This window comes from Brevibacillus ruminantium, assembly GCF_023746555.1.
In the GTDB taxonomy this organism is placed as follows: domain Bacteria; phylum Bacillota; class Bacilli; order Brevibacillales; family Brevibacillaceae; genus Brevibacillus; species Brevibacillus ruminantium.
This window is the reverse complement of the sequence record NZ_CP098755.1, coordinates 1099718-1122988: the sequence shown is the minus strand read 5'-3', so window position 1 is coordinate 1122988 and position 23271 is coordinate 1099718. Positions and strand designations below refer to the sequence as shown.

20 protein-coding genes and 2 riboswitches are annotated in these 23271 nt (G+C 51.5%); of the genes, 6 read left to right on the top strand and 14 right to left on the bottom strand.

Features of this window, described 5'->3' with window-relative positions; translation table 11 throughout:
• The first annotated feature begins 93 nt into the window (after nt 1-93).
• Nucleotides 94-801, top strand: a complete 708-nt coding sequence (locus NDK47_RS05420; RefSeq protein ID WP_407653383.1) for a polysaccharide deacetylase family protein — start codon at nt 94-96, stop codon at nt 799-801.
• Between the two features lie 52 nt (nt 802-853).
• On the opposite strand, the gene NDK47_RS05415 is transcribed toward NDK47_RS05420, so the two are convergent.
• The 3 genes from NDK47_RS05415 to NDK47_RS05405 all read right to left on the bottom strand — a co-directional run bounded on the left by NDK47_RS05415 (nt 854) and on the right by NDK47_RS05405 (nt 2826).
• Complete coding sequence (locus NDK47_RS05415) at nt 854-1738, bottom strand: IS3 family transposase (RefSeq protein ID WP_251873845.1); 885 nt, start codon at nt 1736-1738, stop codon at nt 854-856.
• Nucleotides 1687-1923: a hypothetical protein gene (locus NDK47_RS05410; RefSeq protein ID WP_251873844.1), complete on the bottom strand. Its 237-nt coding sequence runs from the start codon at nt 1921-1923 to the stop codon at nt 1687-1689. The genes NDK47_RS05415 and NDK47_RS05410 overlap by 52 nt, the downstream gene beginning before the upstream one ends.
• Before the next feature lie 174 nt (nt 1924-2097).
• Nucleotides 2098-2826, bottom strand: coding sequence for an amino acid ABC transporter ATP-binding protein (locus NDK47_RS05405; protein WP_305883374.1), 729 nt, complete (start codon nt 2824-2826; stop codon nt 2098-2100).
• A gap of 764 nt (nt 2827-3590) precedes the next feature.
• Here NDK47_RS05405 and NDK47_RS05400 point away from each other — a divergent pair.
• On the top strand, nt 3591-5075 hold the full coding sequence (locus NDK47_RS05400; protein WP_251873843.1) for an Lsa family ABC-F type ribosomal protection protein: 1485 nt from the start codon (nt 3591-3593) through the stop codon (nt 5073-5075).
• Between the two features lie 320 nt (nt 5076-5395).
• On the opposite strand, the gene NDK47_RS05395 is transcribed toward NDK47_RS05400, so the two are convergent.
• From NDK47_RS05395 to NDK47_RS05360, 8 genes are all read right to left on the bottom strand, one after another.
• Nucleotides 5396-6568, bottom strand: coding sequence for an MFS transporter (locus tag NDK47_RS05395; protein ID WP_251873842.1), 1173 nt, complete (start codon nt 6566-6568; stop codon nt 5396-5398).
• 96 nt (nt 6569-6664) lie between these two features.
• Nucleotides 6665-8755: an ABC transporter ATP-binding protein gene (locus NDK47_RS05390; RefSeq protein WP_251873841.1), complete on the bottom strand. Its 2091-nt coding sequence runs from the start codon at nt 8753-8755 to the stop codon at nt 6665-6667.
• Between the two features lie 30 nt (nt 8756-8785).
• Nucleotides 8786-10528, bottom strand: a complete 1743-nt coding sequence (locus NDK47_RS05385) for an ABC transporter ATP-binding protein (RefSeq protein ID WP_251873840.1) — start codon at nt 10526-10528, stop codon at nt 8786-8788.
• 137 nt (nt 10529-10665) lie between these two features.
• The gene (locus NDK47_RS05380) at nt 10666-11208 is read right to left on the bottom strand and encodes a GNAT family N-acetyltransferase (RefSeq protein WP_251873839.1); all 543 of its coding nucleotides are present in this window, start codon (nt 11206-11208) and stop codon (nt 10666-10668) included.
• 186 nt (nt 11209-11394) lie between these two features.
• Nucleotides 11395-12438, bottom strand: a complete 1044-nt coding sequence (gene mtnA / locus NDK47_RS05375; protein ID WP_251873838.1) for an S-methyl-5-thioribose-1-phosphate isomerase — start codon at nt 12436-12438, stop codon at nt 11395-11397.
• Nucleotides 12435-13664: an S-methyl-5-thioribose kinase gene (gene mtnK / locus NDK47_RS05370; RefSeq protein WP_251873837.1), complete on the bottom strand. Its 1230-nt coding sequence runs from the start codon at nt 13662-13664 to the stop codon at nt 12435-12437. Before mtnK ends, mtnA begins: the two co-directional genes overlap by 4 nt.
• A 157-nt stretch (nt 13665-13821) precedes the next feature.
• Nucleotides 13822-13967, bottom strand: a riboswitch (SAM riboswitch).
• Nucleotides 13968-14102: 135 nt separating this feature from the next.
• A complete protein-coding gene (locus NDK47_RS05365) occupies nt 14103-15296 on the bottom strand; it encodes an anti-sigma factor (protein ID WP_251873836.1) in 1194 nt (397 codons plus the stop codon).
• Nucleotides 15271-15792, bottom strand: a complete 522-nt coding sequence (locus tag NDK47_RS05360; protein ID WP_251873835.1) for a sigma-70 family RNA polymerase sigma factor — start codon at nt 15790-15792, stop codon at nt 15271-15273. The genes NDK47_RS05365 and NDK47_RS05360 overlap by 26 nt, the downstream gene beginning before the upstream one ends.
• 248 nt (nt 15793-16040) lie before the next feature.
• Nucleotides 16041-16139, top strand: a riboswitch (SAM riboswitch).
• Between the two features lie 161 nt (nt 16140-16300).
• On the opposite strand from NDK47_RS05360, the gene NDK47_RS05355 reads away from it, so the two are divergent.
• The 4 genes from NDK47_RS05355 to NDK47_RS05340 are packed head-to-tail and all read left to right on the top strand — an operon-like array spanning nt 16301 to nt 19369.
• The gene (locus NDK47_RS05355; RefSeq protein WP_251873834.1) at nt 16301-17512 is read left to right on the top strand and encodes a 2,3-diketo-5-methylthiopentyl-1-phosphate enolase; all 1212 of its coding nucleotides are present in this window, start codon (nt 16301-16303) and stop codon (nt 17510-17512) included.
• Nucleotides 17512-18189: a 2-hydroxy-3-keto-5-methylthiopentenyl-1-phosphate phosphatase gene (locus NDK47_RS05350; RefSeq protein WP_251873833.1), complete on the top strand. Its 678-nt coding sequence runs from the start codon at nt 17512-17514 to the stop codon at nt 18187-18189. Before NDK47_RS05355 ends, NDK47_RS05350 begins: the two co-directional genes overlap by 1 nt.
• Nucleotides 18186-18833 (top strand): methylthioribulose 1-phosphate dehydratase, encoded by a 648-nt coding sequence (locus tag NDK47_RS05345; RefSeq protein WP_251873832.1) that lies wholly within the window; start codon nt 18186-18188, stop codon nt 18831-18833. The genes NDK47_RS05350 and NDK47_RS05345 overlap by 4 nt, the downstream gene beginning before the upstream one ends.
• 26 nt (nt 18834-18859) lie before the next feature.
• Entirely contained in the window at nt 18860-19369 is a 510-nt protein-coding gene (locus NDK47_RS05340; protein ID WP_251873831.1) for a 1,2-dihydroxy-3-keto-5-methylthiopentene dioxygenase, read from the top strand.
• Between the two features lie 63 nt (nt 19370-19432).
• On the opposite strand, the gene NDK47_RS05335 is transcribed toward NDK47_RS05340, so the two are convergent.
• From NDK47_RS05335 to NDK47_RS05325, 3 genes are read right to left on the bottom strand one after another with little or no spacing between them, the layout of a single operon-like run.
• Nucleotides 19433-20551: a Ger(x)C family spore germination protein gene (locus tag NDK47_RS05335; RefSeq protein ID WP_251873830.1), complete on the bottom strand. Its 1119-nt coding sequence runs from the start codon at nt 20549-20551 to the stop codon at nt 19433-19435.
• On the bottom strand, nt 20548-21648 hold the full coding sequence (locus NDK47_RS05330) for a GerAB/ArcD/ProY family transporter (RefSeq protein ID WP_251873829.1): 1101 nt from the start codon (nt 21646-21648) through the stop codon (nt 20548-20550). Before NDK47_RS05330 ends, NDK47_RS05335 begins: the two co-directional genes overlap by 4 nt.
• On the bottom strand, nt 21645-23201 hold the full coding sequence (locus NDK47_RS05325; RefSeq protein WP_251873828.1) for a spore germination protein: 1557 nt from the start codon (nt 23199-23201) through the stop codon (nt 21645-21647). The genes NDK47_RS05330 and NDK47_RS05325 overlap by 4 nt, the downstream gene beginning before the upstream one ends.
• Nucleotides 23202-23271 lie beyond the last annotated feature (70 nt).

Sequence of the window (23271 nt, the reverse complement as noted above, 5' to 3'; positions counted from 1 at the left end):
CCCGCACGCGGGAAGATTCTTGTTTTCTTTTGGCAGCATGTTTTCAATTCCCTGGGCCAAGCTAACAGATAGTAAACGGAAGGAGGGGGAAATTTGCGCTACTCGGCTATCATCCTGACTCTCTTCGCCTGTCTCCTCTTCAGCAGTACGACGACAGGCGCGACCAGCCCGCCTCTCCCCGCCTATGAGCCGATACACCGGATCGATACGACCAACAAAGTAGTCGCCCTGACCTTTGATGACGGTCCCGATCCCAAATACACCCCGATCATCCTGGAGGTTCTTCACCGAAACAAAGTACCCGCTACGTTTTTTGTCCTCGGCTCCCAGGCCGACAAATTCCCCACCATCATGCAATGGATCAAAAAGGCGGGACATGAGATCGGCAATCACGGCTATCATCATGATGACCTGCACAAGCTGACCGAACAGGAGATATACGACGAAATCAAGCTGGGTGAAAAATCGATTCTTCGGACAACCGGCGTGCTCGCCCAGTATTACCGTCCTCCCGGCGGCGTGATGACCCATGATGTCATGAGTGCTGTTCAGTCCAGCGGCTACGATATCATCCACTGGTCGATTGATCCCAGGGACTGGTCGCTTTCCCGCACAGCCTCCCACATCGCCAAAAGCGTAAAGAGCAATGTCGCTCCCGGAGACATCATCCTGTTTCACGACGGGGGATTAAATCAGCGGCAGACCATCGCCGCGCTGCAGGAGCTGATTACGGACTTGCGGGCTCAGGGGTATCGTTTTGTCACCGTCAGTCAATTGCTGGATGTTCAAGGCAAAAAGTAAAACCCCCCTTTTCCTGGTCAAGACCCTATTTAGTAGACAGTTAAAAAAACACCTAAGCTGCAAGCTGGCGTCGGTACTGAACCGGCGTCAGCTTGTTTAATTTCCTTTGTGGTCGATCGTTATTGTAAAAATGGATGAATTCCTCAATTCGTCTTTGTACCTCTTCCATAGTTCGTATATCATATGGATAGAGAGCTTCTGTCTTGAGATGAGAGAAGAAGCTTTCCATAGAGGCGTTGTCATGACAATTGCCTCGACGGGACATGCTGATTTGGGCGCCAACCTTTGGCAGCATGTCGTGATAAGCGTAGGACGTGTATTGGAATCCTTGGTCGCTGTGAACGATCAATCCAGTCACGTCCTTATGTTTTTCAAACGCCTTAAGAAAAGTTTGTATAACGAGATCATTATCGTTACGAAGACTTGTGTGGTATGCCACAATTTCATTGTTAAACAGATCTTTTACAGCTGAAAGGTACAGCCATTTGTCACCTACTCGATACTGCGTCACATCTGTTACCCATTTTTGATTTGGTTGATTTGCATGGAAATATCGTTGCAACCGATTTTCAGCGACACGGTAACTAACAGTTGATTCAGCCATATGCCTTCTCTTCCGACGTATCCGAGAACGAATTCCCATTTCTTGCATCAAACGGAGTACCTTTTTGTGATTCATCAAGACCTGATGGTCTTGGTACAAATGCATTTGAATCTGACGGTAGCCATAAATACCATCATATTTCTTGTAAAGGGAGAGAATGAGTTGCTTCGCTGTCTCATCCTTTTTATTGTTCTTCCGTTTCAAATAGGCGTAGAATCCGCTTCTCGATATCCCAAGCTCCTTACACAAAGCCTGGACGGAGTAACGATCTCTCAGTTCGTTTATGAGTTGATACTTGATTTGTACACCTCCTTCTTCGTAATTTCTAACCACTTTTTTAGGACAGCATTCTCCATCTCTAAACGCTTCATGTAACGATCCTTATCAACGTACTCCTTCCGTCGTCCACGGTGATCCATAAGGCCAAAATCGCCATACAACCGGAATTGCCTCATCCATACTTTCAGACGTTGCACATCCGCTATCCCTAATTCATCGGCCACCTGCTGCTTAGTCATTCCCTGTAACCGCATCTCAATCGCTTTCTTCTTTAACTCAAAACTAAATGATTGGAATTTTTCCCTTTTTAGCCATGAAAAAAGCACCCCCTAAAATAATCATCGGTTTTAACACCAGGGTGTTTTTCCAATGTCTACTTTAAGGGGTGCACTTCATCCAGAGGGGGGCTTTCCCTATGCGGATGTCTTGCGCAAAAACGAACGCAGCCGATCGTTTTTCGGGTCGGTCAGCAGTTCTTCCGGAGGACCTTCCTCCATAATCACTCCCTGATCCATAAAGATGACGCGATCGCTTACCTCCCGGGCAAAGCCCATCTCATGCGTCACGACGATCATCGTCATCCCTTCGCTCGCCAGATTTTTCATGACGGCCAGCACCTCGCCCACCAATTCCGGGTCGAGTGCAGAGGTAGGTTCGTCAAACAGCATCACTTTGGGATTCATGGCCAAAGCCCGGGCAATCGCAACACGCTGCATCTGACCGCCGGAGAGCCGTTCGGGATAGACATCCGCTTTATCCTCCAGCCCAACCTTTCGCAGCAAGGCCAAGCCTTTTGCTCGCGCTTCCTCCTGTGCCATTTTCTTTACCTTGATCGGAGCCAGCGTCACATTATCCAGGACCGTTTTATGCGGGAACAGATTAAAGCGTTGGAATACCATACCCACCTCTTCGCGCACCTTGTTGATATCTACCTTGGGATCGGTCAGATCATGCCCGTCGATCACGATGCGTCCGCCTGACATTTCCTCCAACTGGTTCAGACAGCGCAGAAACGTGCTTTTCCCTGACCCGGAAGGACCGATGACACAGACCACTTCTCTTTCCGCTACCTGAGTGGTAATCCCTTTGAGAACCTGCAGCTTCCCGTAGTTTTTTTTCAAGTCCGTCACTTGGATGATCACGATTCTACCCCCTGTGTATATTCTCTGCATGGATAGCCGTCTTTATTGTATCGCAATTATTAGAAAATTTCTATTACTTAAGTCATGCGATCCTTGAAGCGCTGTGGGGCATGGGGAGCGACCTGACGAACTTTATAGGATGTTGAAAAAGCGGATATGGTGAACTACTCTCCACTTAGGCTAACGCCTTGAAGTGGGAGCTTCTCAAATCCACGACGAAAGTAACCTTTCGTCTCCTCGAGCGTTACTTCGGGTAGTCCCTACCCTAGATGTCCGACGTTTCGGAGTTCTTTTGTTACCTTGGATATTTTACGCATGGAAGGATAAGCTTGGTTTTCGCATTTTGTTTCTCCATGCAACCCCATATATCCAGTTATCAAAGAACATCATAAGTAGATTTTACCAAAGTGTCGGACAACTGAACAGGCAAAAGCCTGTCCTTGTCCAAAGTCGATTGATCCCCCACTTACAACCAAACGCTGTAAGGTTTTAGAAGTGGGAGACTTCTCGACCTATAAGTTAAAATTCCGCTAACACGTAACGATAGGAGATGAAGAGGATAATGTAATATTTCTTGCCCTCGTTTAAAGAATAAACAGTGTTTGTTTTATTCTTTCATGGCAAGAAAGTTACCTTATTCTTTTCACTCAGAAAATATACCCTTTTCATCCCCTGCAATGGGTTTGATTTGCCGTATTTTTTGAGCTACAGGAAAGGTAACTTTCTTGTAGCTCTTTTTTATTTTGACAAAGGAGGTTACCGGCATGTCATTGATCAAGGTAACGAACCTGACGTTTGCCTATGACGGCAGTTACGACAACATCTTTGAGAATGTAAGCTTTCAACTTGATACCGACTGGAAATTGGGCTTTACGGGGAGAAACGGCCGGGGCAAGACCACGTTTCTCAATCTGCTGCTCGGCAAGTACGAATACAGCGGAACGATTTCGGCCAACGTCAGCTTCGAATATTTCCCCTTCCACGTTGAACACAAAGAGAACAATACCGTCGACGTCGTCGCGGACATCTATCCGGACTATGAGCACTGGCAGCTTCTGCGCGAGCTTTCACTGCTAAAGGTGTCGGAGGACGTGTTATACCGACCGTTCGAATCGTTGTCCAACGGAGAACAAACGAAGGTGCTGCTGGCGGCCCTGTTTTTGAAGGAAAACAGTTTTTTGCTCATTGATGAGCCGACCAACCATCTGGACCTGCATGCTCGGAAGCTGGTCAGCGATTATTTGAACGAAAAGAGCGGCTTTATTTTGGTGTCGCACGACCGGGCATTTCTCGACAACTGCGTGGACCACATTCTTTCGATCAACAAGACCAATATCGACATCCAAAAAGGAAATTTTTCCGACTGGTGGGAGAACAAACAACGACAGGACAACTTTGAGATGGCCGAGAACGAAAAGCTGAGGAAGGACATCAAGCGGCTGTCCGAAGCGTCCAAGCGAACGAGCAACTGGTCGCACGAAGTGGAAAAAACCAAAAACGGCACCCGCAACTCCGGCTCCAAGGTCGATAAAGGGTACATCGGTCACAAGGCCGCCAAAATGATGAAGAGGTCCAAGTCGATCGAGCAAAGACAACAATCCGCAATCGAGGAAAGGTCCCAGCTGCTAAAAAACGTCGAAAGCTCGGAAAGCCTGAAAATAACGCAGATGTCGTATCACAAACATCAATTAGTCGAGCTTGACCGCGTTTCGATTCACTATGGCGAGAAGATCGTTTGCCGCGACGTCAGCTTTGCGATCGAGCAAGGGGACCGTATTGCGCTCACCGGTCCGAACGGCTCAGGAAAATCCAGCTTGCTCAAACTGATTTGCGGCGAGGACATTCCTTATGCCGGCGTGCTTCGAAGCGGGAGCCAACTGAAAATTTCCTACGTTTCGCAAGACACCTCGCACTTGCGGGGCGATTTGTCGGAATTCGCCAGAAGCAGCGGGATTGACGAAAGTCTGTTCAAGTCGATTTTACGAAAACTCGATTTCTCGCGATTGCAATTTGAAAAGGACATCGCTTCTTTTAGCGGCGGTCAGAAGAAAAAGGTGCTGATCGCGAAAAGCCTCAGTGAGCGGGTTCATTTGCATGTTTGGGACGAACCGCTCAATTTTGTCGACGTCATTTCCCGGATGCAAATCGAAGAGCTGCTGCTGGAGCATTCTCCGACCATCCTGTTTGTGGAGCATGACAGTGAGTTTTGCAAGCATATCGCGACAAAGATTGTGGAACTGAAAGACTAACCGTGAACCCTTGGCTCCGCACTTTTCTGGCGGAGCCAAGGGTTCACTGCAAAAAAAACCGCCGGTACCTTTCGGACAACGGCGGGATGTGTGGAACAGTACTTTCTATTCATCTTGATTTTGCTGCACGGCTGGCGTCGGCACAGACGGTGTTTCCTCCTGAAAAAAAGGCAAAATGATCAGGCTGAAGACAAAAAACAGAATCCAGATCATTCCCCTTTTAAAAATACAGGGTGTCAGCATGGGACAAGCCCCTTTCTGGAAGATGACTTATCTATACCCTTCCCCTTTTATTCACCATCTTATGCCGAATACAAGCATTATGCTGCTGCTGTTTCCCGCGAGGTACTGGTCGTTCGAAAAAGCAGACAGGCTACCGAAAAACCGACCAGCAACAGACCCATCAGCCAGAAAATGCTCCTTGGGTCCCACACCTGCATCAAGAGGCCATTGACATTGGGGGCGAGTATACTGGCCACTCCAAAATTCATGCTGGCGACAATCCCGGCGGTAGGAACCATCGATGCTGGCAAAATATCGGTCGCAAAAGCCAGCCCCAACGAGTAAAAAGAGCCGACAGCAGCACCGGCGATGCCCAGCAGAAGCATCATCAGCCAGACATTTTCACCGCTCATCGGGAACAGCATGAACGCAATCGCCCCGACCAGCGCACAGCCAAACATGACCCGCTTTCGACCAATCCGGTCGCTCCAGGCACCGAGGGGGATCTGCAAAATGATGCTACCCACGACAAACGAGGGCAATATAACAGATACCCATTCGATGGAAAGGCCAGTTCGCAAGGCATAGACCGGGAAGCTTCCGTTCAAAGAGGTTTCCATATATCCGTACAAAAACGAGGGTATTAACGCCAGCCAGCTCAAACGAAAGACAGTGGCATAACGATTCTGCTGCTTCACAGCGGGAGCTTTTTGGATCGCTTCCGGAAATTCATTGCGAATCCGCGACAGCAAGAGAAAGGCGGCTACATACAAAACAGTTAATGAAGCGAAAGGCACCCAGAAGCCCAGCGGGAGCAGGTTGATCCCGAGCGGCCCCAAGCTGAATCCGATCCCGTATGCAAGTCCGTAGATGGATAAGTCTCGCCCGCGCCTCTTGGGAGCAGCAATTTTGGTTACCCACATTTGGCTGGAGTAGTGAAGGCTCGAGTCACCGATTCCCATCAGCATCCGCAGGGCAAACCAGACGGCCAAATTGGAGAAAAGCGGGATCAGGACCGTCGCTATCGTGACCAAGAGCAGACCCCAAAGAATCGTCGAGCGGTAGCCAATCCGGCGCAGTGGGATTTCCAGCCAGGGCGATATCAGCAATACACCGATATACAAGGCGGCAGCATTCAGTCCATTGGAGACCGATGAAACCCCTTGCTGTTCCAGCATGACGGCCAAAAGAGGAATCGTCATGCCCTGACTGGCACCGGCAATCACTACGACCAATATGAGCACCCAAAACGTAAAACGCGTAGAAGACATGATGTATGTGTACTCCTCTCCTGCTGAAAAACTTACTTTCTCTCTTGTATTGAACCATGAAATTTCAACGCACGCTATTGTGCACGGGTATATCGATTACTGTTCTACTGTAGCAGAAAGATGCCTCTGCTGGAGCTGGTACATTTTTTGATAGAGTCCTTTTTGCTCCATCAGCTCATCATGTGTGCCCCTCTCCACCACTTCTCCGCGCGAGAGGACGAGAATCAGGTCAGCATGCTGAATGGTCGAAAGGCGGTGGGCAATGATAAAGGTTGTGCGTCCCTCGGAAAGAACGTGGAGCGCCTCCTGGATAGACGATTCTGTTTCACTGTCGATACTGGCTGTCGCTTCGTCCAGGATCAGAATCGCCGGATCGGCTGCCAGCGCCCGCGAAAAAGAGAGCAGCTGCCGCTGTCCTGCCGACAACGTCATTCCCCGTTCCACGACAGGCTCATCATAGCCTTGGGGCAGCCCGCTAATAAAGTCGTCTGCCTTCACTGCACGGGCTGCCCGCTGTACTTCCTCAGCGGTAATCTCATCCTTGTACAGCCGGATATTAAAACCGATGCTCCCCGTAAAGAGAAACGGGTCCTGCAGCACCAGGCCGACATGCTTGCGAAGCATCCTGGTGTCCATCTCGCGCATATCCTGGCCATCGATCAGGATGCGCCCTCGAGTCACCGGGTAAAAACCGAGGAGCAGGTTCATCAGCGAGCTTTTGCCTGAACCCGTATGCCCCACCAACGCCACCGTCTGGCCAGGTTTTGCGGTAAAGGAGACGTCCTTCAACACGTATTGCTCGTTTTGATAAGCAAAAGAGACATGCTCAAAAACCACTTCTCCGCGCGGACGCTGCATGTCCTGCCCGTCCCTCTTCTCTTCGGCAGGCGTATCCAGAATATCAAAAACCCTTTGAGAGGAGATTGCTGCCTGTTGCAGCTGGGAGAGACGGTTCATGATCATGTTGATCGGCTCAAAAAAACGACCGATGTAATCGACGAAGGCAAACAGCGCTCCAAACGAAATGACGCTGTGAAAAGAAGCGGAACCAAAATACCAGATGATGACTGTCAAAGCGATCTTCCAGATCAGGTCCACTGCGGGTCTGAGCAGAAGCGACTCCAGGTTGTTTTCTTTGATGCGCGTCTGGAAATACTCCTCGTTTACCTTCTCAAATTCTGCCCGGACGCCAGCCTCCCTGCGAAGCGCCTGAACGATGGTCATATTCTGGATCATTTCATTGATCGTCGCATTCAGATCGCTCAGCCGGCTGCGGATAATCGTATAGTAGCGAGAACTGTAATAGCGATAGGTAATGACCAAACCTATGAGCAGCGGTACACTCAGAAAGCAGAACAGCGCCAGCTGCGGCTGCAGGATAAACAGAGCGATCAAAATCCCGATGAGGTACACGCCGTTCTGCACAAAGGTGGCCAGAACGCTGACGTACAGCTCCCGGATTGCTTCGGTATCATTGCTGACCCGGGAGACGATTTGCCCGACCGGCGTCTTGTCAAAATAGGAGACCGGCAATTTCTGCAGATGGGTAAACAAAATCATCCGCATGCGCTGAATGATGCGCTGCGCGGTTGTTTGCAGTGTTAAGATCTGGATGTAATTGCAAAGAGCACTGAGCAAAATCAGGGCAGCGTAGCCTCCCGCCAGCAGCAGTATCGGAGGAATTTCACTGCTGTACAGAGATTTTACCTCATCTGCTGTCAACCGAATTCCCTGGACCCGGTCAATAACCTGCCCAGAGCGAACCAGCGTCGCCTCCACCCGATCTCTGCCCTCGCTCGCCGACAACGGCTCGATTCGGGGTTCTCCCTCCTCTGTCAGCTCTCGATCCAGCATGTAGTAGCTCGTTCCCTCGGTCACGATCTGGGCCCTGCTGCCCTTTTTCTCCTGGTCAGCAGGCAAAGAGCCCAGCCAGTCCTCCCTGATGTAATAGCGGTCCGCCAGCTGCACGCCGAGCTCGCTTCCTTCGGCAGTAAGCGGTTGTTGTTCAAAGCGATACCAGGTTTTATGAATCGCCAGAATATGATTGTCAATCATGACTTTGGCCAAAAAGGGGCCGGCCAGCTCCGCAGCCGTTCCGAGCAGGAGCAGAAGCAGAGCCCCGACGATCTGTTTGCGAAAAGGCAGCGCATACTCTGCCAGTCGCTTCCATACATTTTGCCCGTTCATTTCACCTTTCACCTTTCCCCTCTCTGCCCTCTAGCCTGCTGCGTCTTGTTCCATCTGCTGGCGGCGGTACTGCTGCGCATACCAGCCGTTTTCCGCCATTAACTGGTCGTGCGTTCCTCGCTCCACCACTTGACCTTCGTCCAGCACCAGAATCAACTGCGCATGCTGGACAGCAGAAAGCCGGTGGGCAGTAATGATCGTTGTTTTTCCATGCCGTTCCTCTCGCAGGTGGCGCAGGATGCTTTCCTCCGTCCGGGCATCCACTGCGGACAGGCAATCGTCCAAAATCAGGATGTCTGGTTCCATGAGAAGCGCCCGGGCAATCGAGATTCGCTGTTTTTGTCCCCCGGAGAGGGTGACGCCTTTTTCTCCCACCATCGTATCAAGACCGGCAGGGAACTGAGTCAGATCTTCTCTCATCTCGGCCAAAGAAAGCGCATGCCATACCTCTTCATTCGTTGCGTCCGGCTTACCGAATGCGACATTGGACGCAATCGTCCGGGAAAACAGCAGATGTTCTTGCGGAACGTAGGCCATTTTTCCACGCAGGGCAGACAGCGATATTTGTTCCAGGGGGTAGCCGCCTACAAGCATGGAGTCTGGAGGAATCGGAAACTGATGCAAGAGAGCGCGGCACAGTGTTGACTTCCCGCTTCCTGTCCGTCCCACGATTCCCAGCGTCTCTCCTTCCCGAAGCAAGAAGCTGATATCGGAGAGGGCGGCCTTCTCTGAACCGGGATAGTGGAAGGTGAAAGACCGTGCCTCTATCGTACTGCTCGACACTGCGTCGATCACTTGTTTCTCCTCTTTCACTTCCGGCTGCTCGGCAAAGAATTCGGACAACCGTTTGAGAGAGGCACTACCGCGCTGGAGAATGTTCATCAGCCAGCCGAAAGCAAACATCGGCCAAATCAACAGTCCGAGATACAGGTTAAAGGCAACCAGATCGCCGAGAGAAATCGCACTGGAGAAGACCAGATAGGTGCCGTATCCCAGCCCGATGAGAAAGCTGAAGCCGATAATAATCCCGATCGTCGGTTCAAACAGAGCGTCGATCCGGGAAACGCTGATATTTCGCTCCATGGTTTTTTCACTGACCCGTCGGAAGGATTCTACATCCTGCTCCTCCTGCACGAAGGCTCGCAGCACACGGACGCCGGATACCGACTGCTGAACATGATCGTTCATTTCGCCGAATGCCTCTTGTGCCAGGTAAAAGCGATCGTGGAGGAGCTTGCCGTAATACGCCGTTGACCACGCCAAAAACGGCATCGGCAAAAGCGCTGCCAGCGTCAGCTTCCAGTCGATGGCGACCATCATCACGGTAAGTGTCAGCACTGTCGCAAACAGGGAATCGACAAGCGTAAGCACGCCCATTCCGGCTGTCTGTTCAATAGCAGGGATATCATTGGTAGCCAGCGCCATGAGATCACCGGAGCGGCGCCGTGAGTAAAACGAAGGGGAGAGGATGGTCAAATGGCCAAACAGACGCTCGCGGAGTGACCGCTCCAGCATCAAGGAGCCGCCAAACAGCAGGTAGCGCCAGAAATAGCGGAGGGCATACAGCGCAAGCCCGATCAGGAGCAAGATAACAACGGTTGTAGTCAAAGCGGACATCGTGAGGGAGCCGTTGCGGATTTGATCGACCGTTTGTCCGATCAGGCGCGGCGGCCAGAGTACAAGCAAATCGATAAGAAAGAGAATAGCAATCCCGACCGCATACCTTTTCCAATATTTTCTGAAAAACCAGGACAATTGTCGCCATATTTTCACGTCGTCTGTCCCTCTCTTCCTTCATAATCGTCCTTTGGAGAAAACATGGCTCCGCCATTCCGATTGGCGGAGCCTGAGACTTCTTGCTTTAGTTTACCCAAATTTTCTTTTCAATCCAAGTTTTTCTTATTGGAGATTTAGCGCCATTCGTTGGACAGCATGCTGTAGACAGCATGGTCCACAAAATGATCGTAGAGAAACTCATTGCTTCTCATGATTCCCTCCAGAGTAAAGCCAAGCCGCTCGGGAATCGCCCTGCTTTTAGCGTTCTCCGTCGCTGCCTGGATGGTTACTCTATGCAGATTCCAGACACCGAAGACGAGGTGATCGAGATAGGCCGATACAGCCTCCGTCATCAATCCGTGACCGGAATACTGCGCGCCCAGCCAATATCCAAGAGAGGTTTTCCGGTTATTCCAGTCAATGTTATGTGCCCCCACAGTCCCAGCCAAGCGTCCGTTGTACCAGATGCCAAAGTGGGTTCCCTGGTTGCGCATATCCTGATCCAATGTGGCGGAAATAAAGCGCCCCGTATCCGCTACCGTTTTGATATGATCCAGCCACGGCAGCCACTGACGCAAATGTGCCCGGTTCGTATCCGTCAGCCAAAACATCTCCTCTGCATCTGTCAGCTCCAGACGTCTCAGAACGGCATACTCTGTCATCGGTATGACCCTCATACTTCGCTTCCCCCTCTTTCTTCATCCTCGCTGCCCTTGCCTTCACCAACTGTCAGCTATCAGCCAGGTAAGGCCTTCGCTGCCTTGTCATAAAATCCTCTTGACATGAAAAATGTTCACCAAAAGCTCCCTATGCTGAAAGTGAAATAGCGCCCCGGTGCAGGGCGCTTCTCTCTCGAACAGATCCTATGGTTTGGCTTTGCCGATTTCCTCTGGTTTGAAAATACCGGTCTCCGTTACAATCGCGGTAATATAGGCCGCTGGCGTCACGTCAAAGGCAGGATTGTACACCTGGATACCATCCGGCGCTACCTGTTTGCCGAGGCCATGTGTAATCTCTTCGGCCGGACGCTCTTCGATCGGAATCTCCGCTCCCGTCGCGGTCTCCAGATCAATCGAAGAAAGCGGAGCGGCTACGTAAAACGGAATCCCGTGAGCCTTGGCTAAAACGGCTACTCCGTAGGTGCCGATTTTATTGGCGACATCTCCGTTTGCCGCTACGCGGTCCGTTCCAACGATGACCGCCTGTACCTTGCCCTGGGCCATGACCATGGCAGCCATGTTGTCGCAAATCAGCGTAACATCAATGCCCGCCTGCTGCAGCTCATAAGCCGTCAGTCTTGCTCCCTGCAGCACCGGTCTTGTTTCATCGGCGTAAACTTTAAGATTCCAGCCGCGTTCTTTGGCCAGATAAAAAGGGGCGGTTGCCGTTCCGTAGGCTGCCGTTGCCAGCGCCCCCGGATTGCAATGCGTCAGGATGCCCATGCCGTCATTGAGCAGAGTGAGCAAATTCTCCCCGATCGTCCGGCAAACCTCTGCATCCTCGCGCTGGATGGCCAGTGCTTCGTCCAGAACTGCCGCTTTCAGGACATCTACCGGCTTTTCGCCTTCTTGGTCAATCCGGGCTTTTACGCGGTCCAGCGCCCAGAACAGATTCACTGCAGTGGGGCGCGCAGTCGCCAGGTAATCTGCTCGCTGGTGCAGCAGCTCCCGAAAGGCTCCTGCATCTGCCGCTTCAAGCTGACGTATACCCAGGTAAAGGCCATATGCTGCCGCCATGCCGATGGCCGGAGCTCCGCGCACTTGCAAATGACGGATCGCCGCCCATACTTCCTCTGCCGTTTCGATGGTAAGCACTATCGTTTCAACAGGTAAACGCGTCTGGTCGAGCAGAAGGAGTGCGTCTCCCTCCCACTTTACCGGTGCAAATACTTCACTTGATGTAGTCATGCCGTTGCTGCCTCCTGATCAAATCGTGTGGTAACATTCCGGACGATATCGGTGATATCGGTCGACTCTTCAATACTGCTGCGCTTCAGAATCAGTTCCTGTCCGATGCGCAGCGCCAGACGCTCGGCTTCCGCACGGGTCTGATCATCCTGAATGCTGTTTAGGTCTGCCACTCCCGCAAGTCCGATCACACGGCGAAGAATTTTACAGCCAGCGAACCCGGCGGTGTCCTGAATCAGCCGGTTTACATAGCTTTGCCAAAGCCCCTCTACGTGGGCGCTGCGCTCCTTCGCCTGCTTATGCCACAGCTGGACAAACTGGGAGACAAATTCATTCCAGACATCCTCCACCGTCGTCAACAGGTATTCGCGGTACTCCTCCCGTTTTCCTCTGTCAGACTGAAGTCCATGCTGACCCGCATAGTTCAGAATCAGGTTGGCGACGACAGCGCCGATATCAAAGCCGATCGGACCATAGTAGGCAAATTCCGGATCGATCACCTTGGTAGATTGCTCGGTGACAAAAATGCTGCCCGTATGAAGATCGCCATGCAGCAGCGCTTCGGCCCGGGTCAGGAAGTCCAGCTTCAGCTTGGCGATTTCCAGCTTAAGCGGCTTATTCTTCCAGATCTCCTCCACTTCTTTTTTGATCAGCGGATTGAAATTGTTGGTCGATGCATTTTCGTACGGATCGGTAAATACCAAGTCTTCCGTAATTTTGCACAATTCCGGATTCACAAATGTTTTGACAAGCGCTTTTTTCTCGTAGGGATGTGCGCCCAAGTCTGAGGTGAAGAAGAGCGTATGTGCGAGAAAGCGGCCGATTTGCTTGGCAAAATAAGGGTAGCGGTTTCCTTCGATCAAGCCTTTGCGCATCAGGATGTGATCGCTCAAATCCTCCATGACCGTCAAGGCCAGCTCCTGATCAAAGTGATATACCTGCGGGACCAGGTCAGGTACGAATTTATACTGGGTGCGCAGGGCCTCGCTTTCGATGCGGGCACGATCCAGCGTCAACGGCCACGATTCACCAACGACGCGCGCATAGGGCAGAGCCTGCTTGACAATCACGCTTTTGCCTGTGGCTTCCTCCTTGATATGGAATACCAGATTGAGGTTGCCGTCGCCGATCTCATGGGAAGTCAGGGTGGCTCCCTTTTCAAACAGCCCGGGCAATTCTTTCACATACTCTACTGCTTCTTGTTCAGTCAACGCACGATACGCCATGACTTATTCTCCTCTCCCATTATCATTTTATATATGTCCAGCGATGCCTCTTTCAACGAATCCAGACAAAACGGTCATGAGGGCGTTTTTTACATAAAAAAGACCTCTTATCCCGAAGAAAAGAGGTCGTATCGTACGCGCTATGCGTGTCGTCTCCCCCTTATCTTCCAGAATACTTTTGCTTCTGCAGGAATTAGCACCGTGCACATCGCTTTGTTTCGCTGTCAAACATGCTGACAAGCAAGCGCTGTGTCGGTTGCCGGGTATCATCGGGCCAGTCCCTCCACCTTCTCTGGATAAGGTATCCAACGTATGCAGTTTTGATTTAGTTTGAATCATACACGCGCCAATGCACGCTGTCAACACTCTTTTTTGGAAGCCGCACCGCTTTCGCCTTCGTCATCGACTTGGCTCTGCGTGTACGCGTGGCAGTTCGTTTCACCAGCTGTTTTGCTCTCCAGAGGCACTGGGGTGATTCAAATTCCACCAGTCTATTTTCCCCAGAAATGCCGCTGTAATTGAAGGCTCTTGTTTGAGCCTGAGCAGTTCTTTGGTTGCTCCCGTCACTACGACACCATAGATTTTTACGCCGTTTTCCTCGAGGTACTGATAGCGCTCCTGTATCTGCGCCCCCTCTCTTTGGAAAATCAGGCTCTCGGCAATCGACTGACTCAAGCGCTTCTGCTCCGCGAGGTATTTCATCTCCGCCACGTAGGCAGCCGTGCGGCGCTCCTCCTCCCCTCTGACGATAATCGGAACTTCCCCGAAGTCAAGACCATTTTCCGGATATCCCCAAATCTCACCCGCAGACAGTAAAACAACGCCTTCTTTTGCCATTTCATGTTTGCGTTCCTGTCCGGTATCTACTGCCAGCCAGGTCAGATCCAGGTCATAAGGCGCCAGGAATTGATAAAGCTCTCTTAGGCTCATCAAATGGTCAAAAGAGATCGCCAGCTGTGATACGGTACCCTCCGGCAATTTTTCGAGGGTAGACCACGCCGGATCACGCCGATATGAGTGATCCTGCGAAGGAGTGTTTTCCAGCGGGAAGAGAAAGAATAAGTGTTTCTCGCGGAAGCCGTTATTCCAGACAGGCCGGGCTGAAACCTTGTAGAGCACATTGGTCGTTTCAAAGCTCCCCACCCGCTGCCTATCTCCTCCGATCCGCTCCCGCATTTCCATTTGAATTTTGCCGTACAAAAGACCGACCTGCGCACCACTGCTCCCCACTTCAATTCCCGGCTGGGTAAAGTTGACCAAATCTTTGGAGACACGATAGGTCTCATCGTAGAGGGAGCGGCCAATCCAGAAATTCACGAGCCATGCCGCAATCCCGATCAACAGAGAAATTCCCACCGTATAGGCTGCATTTGAGAGCCTGCTTTTCCACTTCCCCCGGCGGATGATCGCGCGCTGCTTGTCTTCAGGCAAGCTCTCCAACAAGGATTTGTCACTTCCTTTTTCCAAGGGTTCTTCCTCTCCGAGCAGTAGCTCTTCCAATCTCTCGGCATACTCCGGATCATCGGCTAGGCGCTGCCGCAGCTCTGCTTCTTCCTGCGCGCTCAGCTCGCCGCGCAGATACGCCAAGAGCATCTCTTCCCGCTCCCTATTCATCCTGTCCGCATCTGTCATCCTGATTATCCCTCCACCATTTTCGCATCTTCACACGTCCCCGATAGAGGGACCGCTTCACATCCGCTACATCGATCCCGAGGACATCCGAAATTTCCGCATAGCTTAGCTTCCCGGCATAGAGAAGCAGCGACTGCCGCTGTTTTTCCGGCAGCGCATCCAGCGCATCCTGCACAGAGGCAAATGTCTCTTGAAGAACGACCGCAGCCTCCGGACTCGCTGCCCTCTGATCTGCCTGATCGGGAAATGCATCGGTCAAGTATTCCGGCTTTCGCTTTTGCTTGCGATGCCAATCGATAAATGCGTGGTACGCAACCTTGAACAGCCAGGGGCGAACCTTTTCTCCCCGATAGGTATCCAGGTGCTGAAAGGCGCGGAAAAAGGTTTCCTGCGTCAAATCCTCCGCGAGACCGGCATCACCGGTCAGTTTGCGGAGATAGCGGTAAATATCGTTGACATGCAGGCGGTACACCTCCTCCACCCCTGCCTTTCTCATTCCTTCACACCCTTTCTCCTGATACCACGCTCGATTCTGCAAAAAGTTTCAGGTGTCCTTCCCATTTTTTCTTCTGAATTCTTCTGCCGGCTAAGGTAACTGTCTTGCCTCGCGATTCTGGCTACTGAGAAAGAGTCTATCCTGCTCGCCTCCTCATCTCTGCCCGACCAATTGCAGGGTTGACTGAAGATTACGAACGTCTTATGATTAGGGATATCGCTAGACTAATCACATAAAAACACATATCACTCTTATCGTGAGCTGGCTGAGGGACTGGCCCTATGATGCCCGGCAACCGGCGCTTTCCATTTTGGCAGGCGAAACGGTGCTAATTCCAACGGTGAGAGTCGTACTCCGCGATAAACGTCGGGTTGTTTCGACTCTGAACCGAGAGATGAGAGGAGACGAAAACGTTACCGAACGAACGCCTCCCCTCGCGAAGGGGAGGCTTTTTACGTGTTCTCCACATGGTAGTCAGTAATGCAGTGAAGAAAAGGAGGGTTTCTCAATGAGTGAGCCGCGCATCCTCGTTACCTATCTGACGCAGGCCAAAGACCTGCAAAAAAAGGCGGAAGCCATCGCTGTCGGCATGACCGTCGGCAGTTGGACTGATCTGCCCGCAGCCAAACAGGAAGAACTGAAGCCCTATCTGGGAGAAGCAGTCAGCTCCCAGGTGCTGGAGACTGCAGAAAATGGCGAGAGCCGCGGTCTGATTACCGTCAGCTACCCGCTCCGTAACTTTACGGCAGATATTCCTTCCTTGTTGACCGGCATCTTCGGCAAATTATCCATGGACGGCAAAATCAAGCTGGTCGATATCGATTTCCCGGACTCGCTTCTCTCTTCTTTTCCCGGACCAAAATACGGCATCAGCGGTCTGCGTGAGCGACTTGGCATTCACGATCGCCCCCTGCTGATGAGCATTTTCAAGTCCTGCCTGGGATTGCCGTTTGACGATTTGAAAACACAGTTTCGCGCCCAGGCACTCGGCGGGGTCGATCTGGTCAAGGATGACGAGATTTTTTTTGCAGACGACCGCGCACCTTTTCTGGAGCGCATTCGTGCCTTTAAACAAATTGCCCGGGAAACGGAGGCGGAAACAGGCAAAGCTGTTCTGTACGCAGCCAATCTCACCGGTCCAATTCACGACCTGAATGAACGTGCCAAGCGCGCTGTTGACGCAGGAGCGGACTGCCTGCTGTTCAACGTGCTCGCTTTTGGCTACGACGCGCTTCACCGTCTTGCCGCAGATCCGGACATCCAGGTGCCAATCATGGCGCATCCCGCGTTGGCAGGCGCATTTTACCCCTCGCCCGATTACGGAATCGCGACGCCGCTATTGCTGGGCAAGCTTATGAGAGTCGCCGGGGCGGACCTGGTGCTCTTCCCGTCCCCCTATGGCAATGTGGCGCTGAACAAAGACGAAGCACTTCAACTGTCCCAGCATTTGATCCAGCCATTTGGATCACTGCGCCAATCCTTCCCCGTACCATCGGCTGGTATACACCCAGGGCTTGTTCCCCAGTTGTACGAAGACTTCGGATTGAACCAGGTCGTCAACGCCGGTGGCGGGATTCACGGACATCCTGGAGGTGCCACCGCCGGTGCGCGTGCATTTGTCGCCGCCATTGATGCGGTCGTCGCCGGCCAAACATTGGAGGAAGCCGCAGCCGCTTCCACCGAGCTGGCACAAGCTCTTGCAAAATGGGGGGCGAAGTAATGAGTAAACAACTCGTGTTGTTCTGCGATTTTGATGGGACGATTACGGAAAAAGACAATATCGTGGCGATCATGCGCCGTTATGCACCACCTGAGAGAGAAGAGCTGATCGAACAGATTCTCACCCAAAAAGTCTCGATCCAGGAGGGAGTCGGAGCGTTGTTTCAACTGCTCCCCTCCGAGTTGAAACAAGAGATCATCGACTTTATCGTCGCGGAAGCAACGATTCGTCCCGGCTTTGCCGAGTTCGTCCATTTTTGTCGGGAGCAGGGCATCGAGCTGTTAATCACCAGCGGCGGCATCGACTTTTTCGTCGAGCCGATCCTCGCGCCGTATGAGCTTGATGTACCGATTTATTGCAACGGCAGTGATTTCAGCGGACCGCGGATCACCATTACCTGGCCGCATAGCTGTGACGAGCAATGCCAGAATCGCTGCGGCATGTGCAAGACAACGATTATCCGCCGCTACGATCCTGAGCACTACTACCGCATTGTGATCGGTGACTCCATTACCGACCTGGCCGGTGCCAAAATTGCTGACTTTGTCATCGCGCGTTCGCTGCTGGAACAAAAAAGCGAGGAGCTGGGACTTCCCTACCGGCCGTTCTCCACGTTTCATGATGTCATCGCTATTTTGCAGGAGTTGAAACACCAACAGGAGGTTCTATCAACATGAGCACAACATTGGAACAACGCTTGGATGCTTTCCGCCGCCTGGACGAAGCCAAGCTGACATTTGCCCGCCGGGACTGGTTTCCCGGAACCAGCGGCAATCTCTCGATCAAATTGAGCGATGACCCGCTTCACTTCGCCGTAACAGCGAGCGGCAAAGATAAAACCAAGCTGTCCCCGGAGGACTACCTGGTCGTAGACGGAGATTCCAAACCGGTGGAGCCTACCTCGCTCAAGCCTTCAGCCGAAACGATGATTCACGCCGTCGTCTACCGTATCATTCCCAAGGCACAGGCCTGCTTCCATGTTCATACCGTATGGAACAACCTGATTTCCGAGCTATACTTCAGTCAGCGCGCCTTCTCCATTCAGGGTCAGGAGTTGATCAAGGGACTGGGCATCTGGGAAGAAAATGCTCGCATCACTGTTCCGATTGTCGAGAATTTTGCCGATATTCCTACGCTCGCCTCAGCCATTGACAAGGTGATTACGCCGGAAATCCCCGGTGTGCTGATTCGCAATCACGGCATCTACGCTTGGGGCGACAGCGATTTTGCAGCCAAACGTCATCTCGAAGCCTTTGAATTTCTGTTTGAATATCACGCGCGCTGGCTGCAGCTTCGCCAAGCCGCTGTGGTTACACCATAAACAACCATCATAAGGGAGGTATTCGCATGGCAAAAGTACGTTTTCACGACAACAACGAGTATCTGACGGGAGAAGATGTGATCTCCTTTTTGGAAACACAGGGGATCATTTACGAACGCTGGGGTGTAGATCGTCTGGATGAGCAGCTCCGCAACAACTACAGCCCGACCGATGAAGAAAAGCAACAAATTCTGGATGCTTTCAAACCGGAAATTGACGCCATCAGCCAACGCCGCGGTTATCTGACAGCCGACATCATCGTGCTGTCCGACAAGACGCCAAACCTGGACGAATTGCTGGTAAAATTCAAAGGGGAGCATCATCACACAGACGACGAGTGCCGCTTCTGCGTGGACGGTCACGGTATTTTTGCTATCAAGGGCAAAGACGGCCGTTACTTTGACGCCGAGCTGGAGCCGGGCGATCTGATCTCCGTTCCTCCGAACTACCGCCACTACTTCACCCTGATGGATGACCGCAAGATCAAAGCGATCCGCCTGTTTGTAACCCCTGCAGGCTGGGAAGCGATCTATTAAGAAAATGAGCACATGCCCTCTCTTCTCCGCAAACCTTTTTGCCGGAAGAGGGGGCATGTTTGCTTAATCGATGATTCCGTTCCCTTTGATGAAAATGATTGGGGTAACCTTCACCTTCGCCTGCGAAAAGGCTTTGGGCCAATCGTCCTCTACCTTTTTCCATTCTTTGTACTGATAGGCTCTCGCGTATTGTCCAAAGCCAACCGGATCAAGTTGAAGCTTCTGCCATTGATGAATCAGCTTTGTATATCTTTTGGCCAGTTCCTCCTTCACCAGCTTCTCTAGTTCCTTGCGCTGTTTGGTTACATCAAACGCAAACAGCCGCTCAGAGATAGAGATATTCATTTTGATCTTCACATCGAATTCAAATTGGCCATTCTGATAGCCGGTTTTAATCTTTCTGGAGATATCCTTGGCAAAAAAGGTGAGCTTTGGTTTGATGAGCCGGTTCGGATTGAGATGATCAGGAACCTGTATGGTGATAATAGTTTCTCCTTTTTTTCCATGCGTCAGGGTCTGCAGCAGAACCGTATCTTTGGGAAGCAGCCTGGTGGCGTACTTTCCGTGCTTATCCAGAAGAGAGGTGCCCATCACTTCAACGCCAGCATGCAATTTCTTGAATTCGGACACAGACGGGGTTATCCCTTTGTCCGCCATCATGCTGCGTAATTCGCTGGCTGTCGTCCTGACGGTATAATTGCGGCGATTGGCTGTATCCAGCAGTTTGGTCAGATGGATGGGAATGATGGGCTTGTCAGGCGGATTAAAGTGAAAAACGTCATGTAAAGGCCCATCTACCACTACGATGCGCGAATTAACCGTCACTCTGGCGTCCCGATAGATGGTGTCGAGAAGAATGAACCAGTCGGGATGTTCTACCAGCCTCTTGCCAAGGGCCAAAACTTGGGTTTTCCCCTCAACCGTCAAAGCTGATACCAGGGTATCCATCCTTGCCCTCGCTTGTTTTACGCTGTCTGCTCGAACCCCAAACTCCTCCACTTTCCTTTTGGCGATTTTGTTAAAGACCGGGCTAACGATGTAGAAAAGCAGTTCATTTTTTTCGTTTAGATCAATCCCGGTCATCAGAGTCAAGGTAATATCCTCGAGATTGATCCGATCCGAACAGCCCGGCAAAATTGCCAGCCAAACAGTCAGTGCGAAGATAGACAAACGGCGCGTCATGGTATCCTCCTTTGACTGACGTAGTCAAACAACCGGGTATAGGCCCACAGGAAGACGGGAACCGCATATCCAAACACCATTCCAGCCCAGTTCCAACCGAAACGAAGCTTTTGTACATCCGTAAACGAGGGCGTGTACAGATACGTTCCAGCGGTTAAAAGCAGCATCAAAGCGATCAGATACCCGCGCTCATATGATTGTCTCCACAGTTTTCCAAGTGAGAAGACGGAAAAGTACATGTACGGCATCCAGGACGTCGAGATGATAAACAGATAGAAGGCGAGAAATACAAGATCCAGACGCTCCAAAAAGCGGTATTCAATGACTTTCCACATGCTGAGGACAGGGAAGTCCAAATGGGTGATCTCGTCCGGGCTAAACGTGACGTAGGCTGCGAGCGTGCCAAACAAGAAAACGCCCATGGACAAAGTATTGGCAATCACGATACCAACGGAAGCAAATTGTTTTTTCCGCAGATAGGGATAAAGAAAAAAAGCGATCTCAAATCCGAGGAAAGCAATAATGGTAGTCGGTACAGCCTTCAGAACCGGTTGAAGTCCCGCTTTCCACACGGGCAGCAGATAGAGAAAGTGCATTTCCTTGATCGATAGAATCAAAACGATCGGAACCCATAAGCTGAGGTAAAAAATCAATTCCGCATAACGGGCCAATGTCTTTACCCCTTTGCCGACGATAAACAGAACCGGAACCAAAATCAGGAACATGATCAAATAGTATGGAGTTTGCGACAGCAGCCACAGCTTCAAAAGGGAAACGATACTCAGCAAAATCGTTGTCGTCGCGAAGAAAAAATAGAGTAAGGTGACCACGGTGATGAGTTTCCCGCCCCATTTGCCGAATAAATGGGGCAGGAGATCCAGGATCGTCGAATTGGGATACCTTTTCATCGTTTGGATGGTGATCAGACTAACCAAAACCGCGAGCAGCCACCCCAGAATGATCGATATCCAACCATCCGTTCCGGCGATTTCGGCCAATTCACGGGGAAGTGTCAAAACAGAGAATCCGACCTGTGCTCCATGGATGAAAAAGATGTATTGCAGCACACTTATTTGCCTGGGAGCGTATGGATTCATGATTCCGCTTCCCCCGACGGCTTATGATCCTGTTTTCTTAACTGGACGGCTCTGGTGCTGACTGGCCTTTTGTCCATCCCCCGCAGCGGCAGGCGGACAAAGAGATCCTTCCAATCAGAGAATCGAACAGGTGCCAAAGGAGTCCCATAGGGAACACCCAAAGATTCCAGGGTAAGAAAATGTCCAACCAAGCACATCAAGCCGATCACAATCCCCACGATTCCAAACATGGCGGCAAGCACCATCATCAGAAAGCGAACCAGACGAATGGCTGAGGCCATATTGTAATTCGGGATGATAAACGAAGCGATCGCCGTAAAGGCAACAACGATGACCATGATGTTGCTGACGATCCCTGCTTGCACCGCAGCTTGACCAATGACGATACCACCGACGATGCCCACTGTCTGGCCAATCGGAGCTGGCAGCCGGACCCCCGCCTCGCGCAGCATTTCGAGCGTAATTTCCATCAGCATCGCTTCCAAGAGCGGAGGAAAGGGTACGCGTTCTCTCGATTCACCAATAGAGATCAGTAAGTCGAGAGGCACGATCTCATAGTTAAAGGAGATGAGCGCAATATACAGCGCCGGCAGAAACGTCGCGATCAAAAAGGCGGAAAATCGCAAGACCCGGAAGAAGGTTGCAATCGGCCAGCGAATGTTGTAATCATCCACATTTTGGAAGAAGGTGGAAAAGCTTGCAGGCCCAACTAGCACTTTGGGTGAACGGTCCACGACCACCGCGATTCTGCCCTGCAAAATATGAGACGCGGTCGTATCCGGACGTTCCGTGGTGATGAGCAACGGAAACGGGGAATACCGGCTGTCCTCGATCATCTCCTGCAATTCACCCGTGTTTAAGATCGCATCGACGTCGACCTGTTGGATGCGCTTGATCAATTCATTCAGAACGTCAGAATAGACGACATCCTCCAGATAGATGACGGATACCTTACAGATCCCCCTCTCCCCAATGTGCATCTCTCTGATTTTCAACGTGCGATTGGGGATATAGCGGCGGATCATGGCAATGTTTTGCTCACTGGTTTCTACAAAGCCTTGATGGGCTCCCAGAAGCGAAGCCTCGGTTTGCGGGTCTTCGATGGCCCGCTGCGGCCAGCCTGTGGCTTTGATTTCATAAGCTTCCTGTTTGCCTTCCATGAAAACCAGACTGTTGCCCAGCAAAACGGCCCGTTCCACACGTCCCCAATCTGTGATCACTTCGATGCTGCCGACCGTGATGACTTGATCAAGCCTGCTCTCTTTTGTTTTTGTGTGCCCCCTCCTCAGTAGCGGTGCAATGATATTGTTATCGATGGCGTTTTTGTCTACCAAGCCGCTCAAATAGACCAATACAGCCCGCTCATTTGTTTTGGCGTTGTCCAGGTAGCGAATGATCAGATCAGGGGCAAGGGAAAAAAGCCGCTGAATCTCCTGGATGTTCTCCAACAGATTGCTGCTGATGCCGCGCCCTGCTGATCCAGACAGGGGTGCTGCCAGCGGAGAACGGGGAGTGGTTTTTTTTTGTTTGAGCCATTCGAGAAGGTTTCTCATCGATTTCCTGCCTTGGATTTTCGTGGTATTTTCCCGTTAGATTGAGAGCGTTGCCCGCAAATTATACATG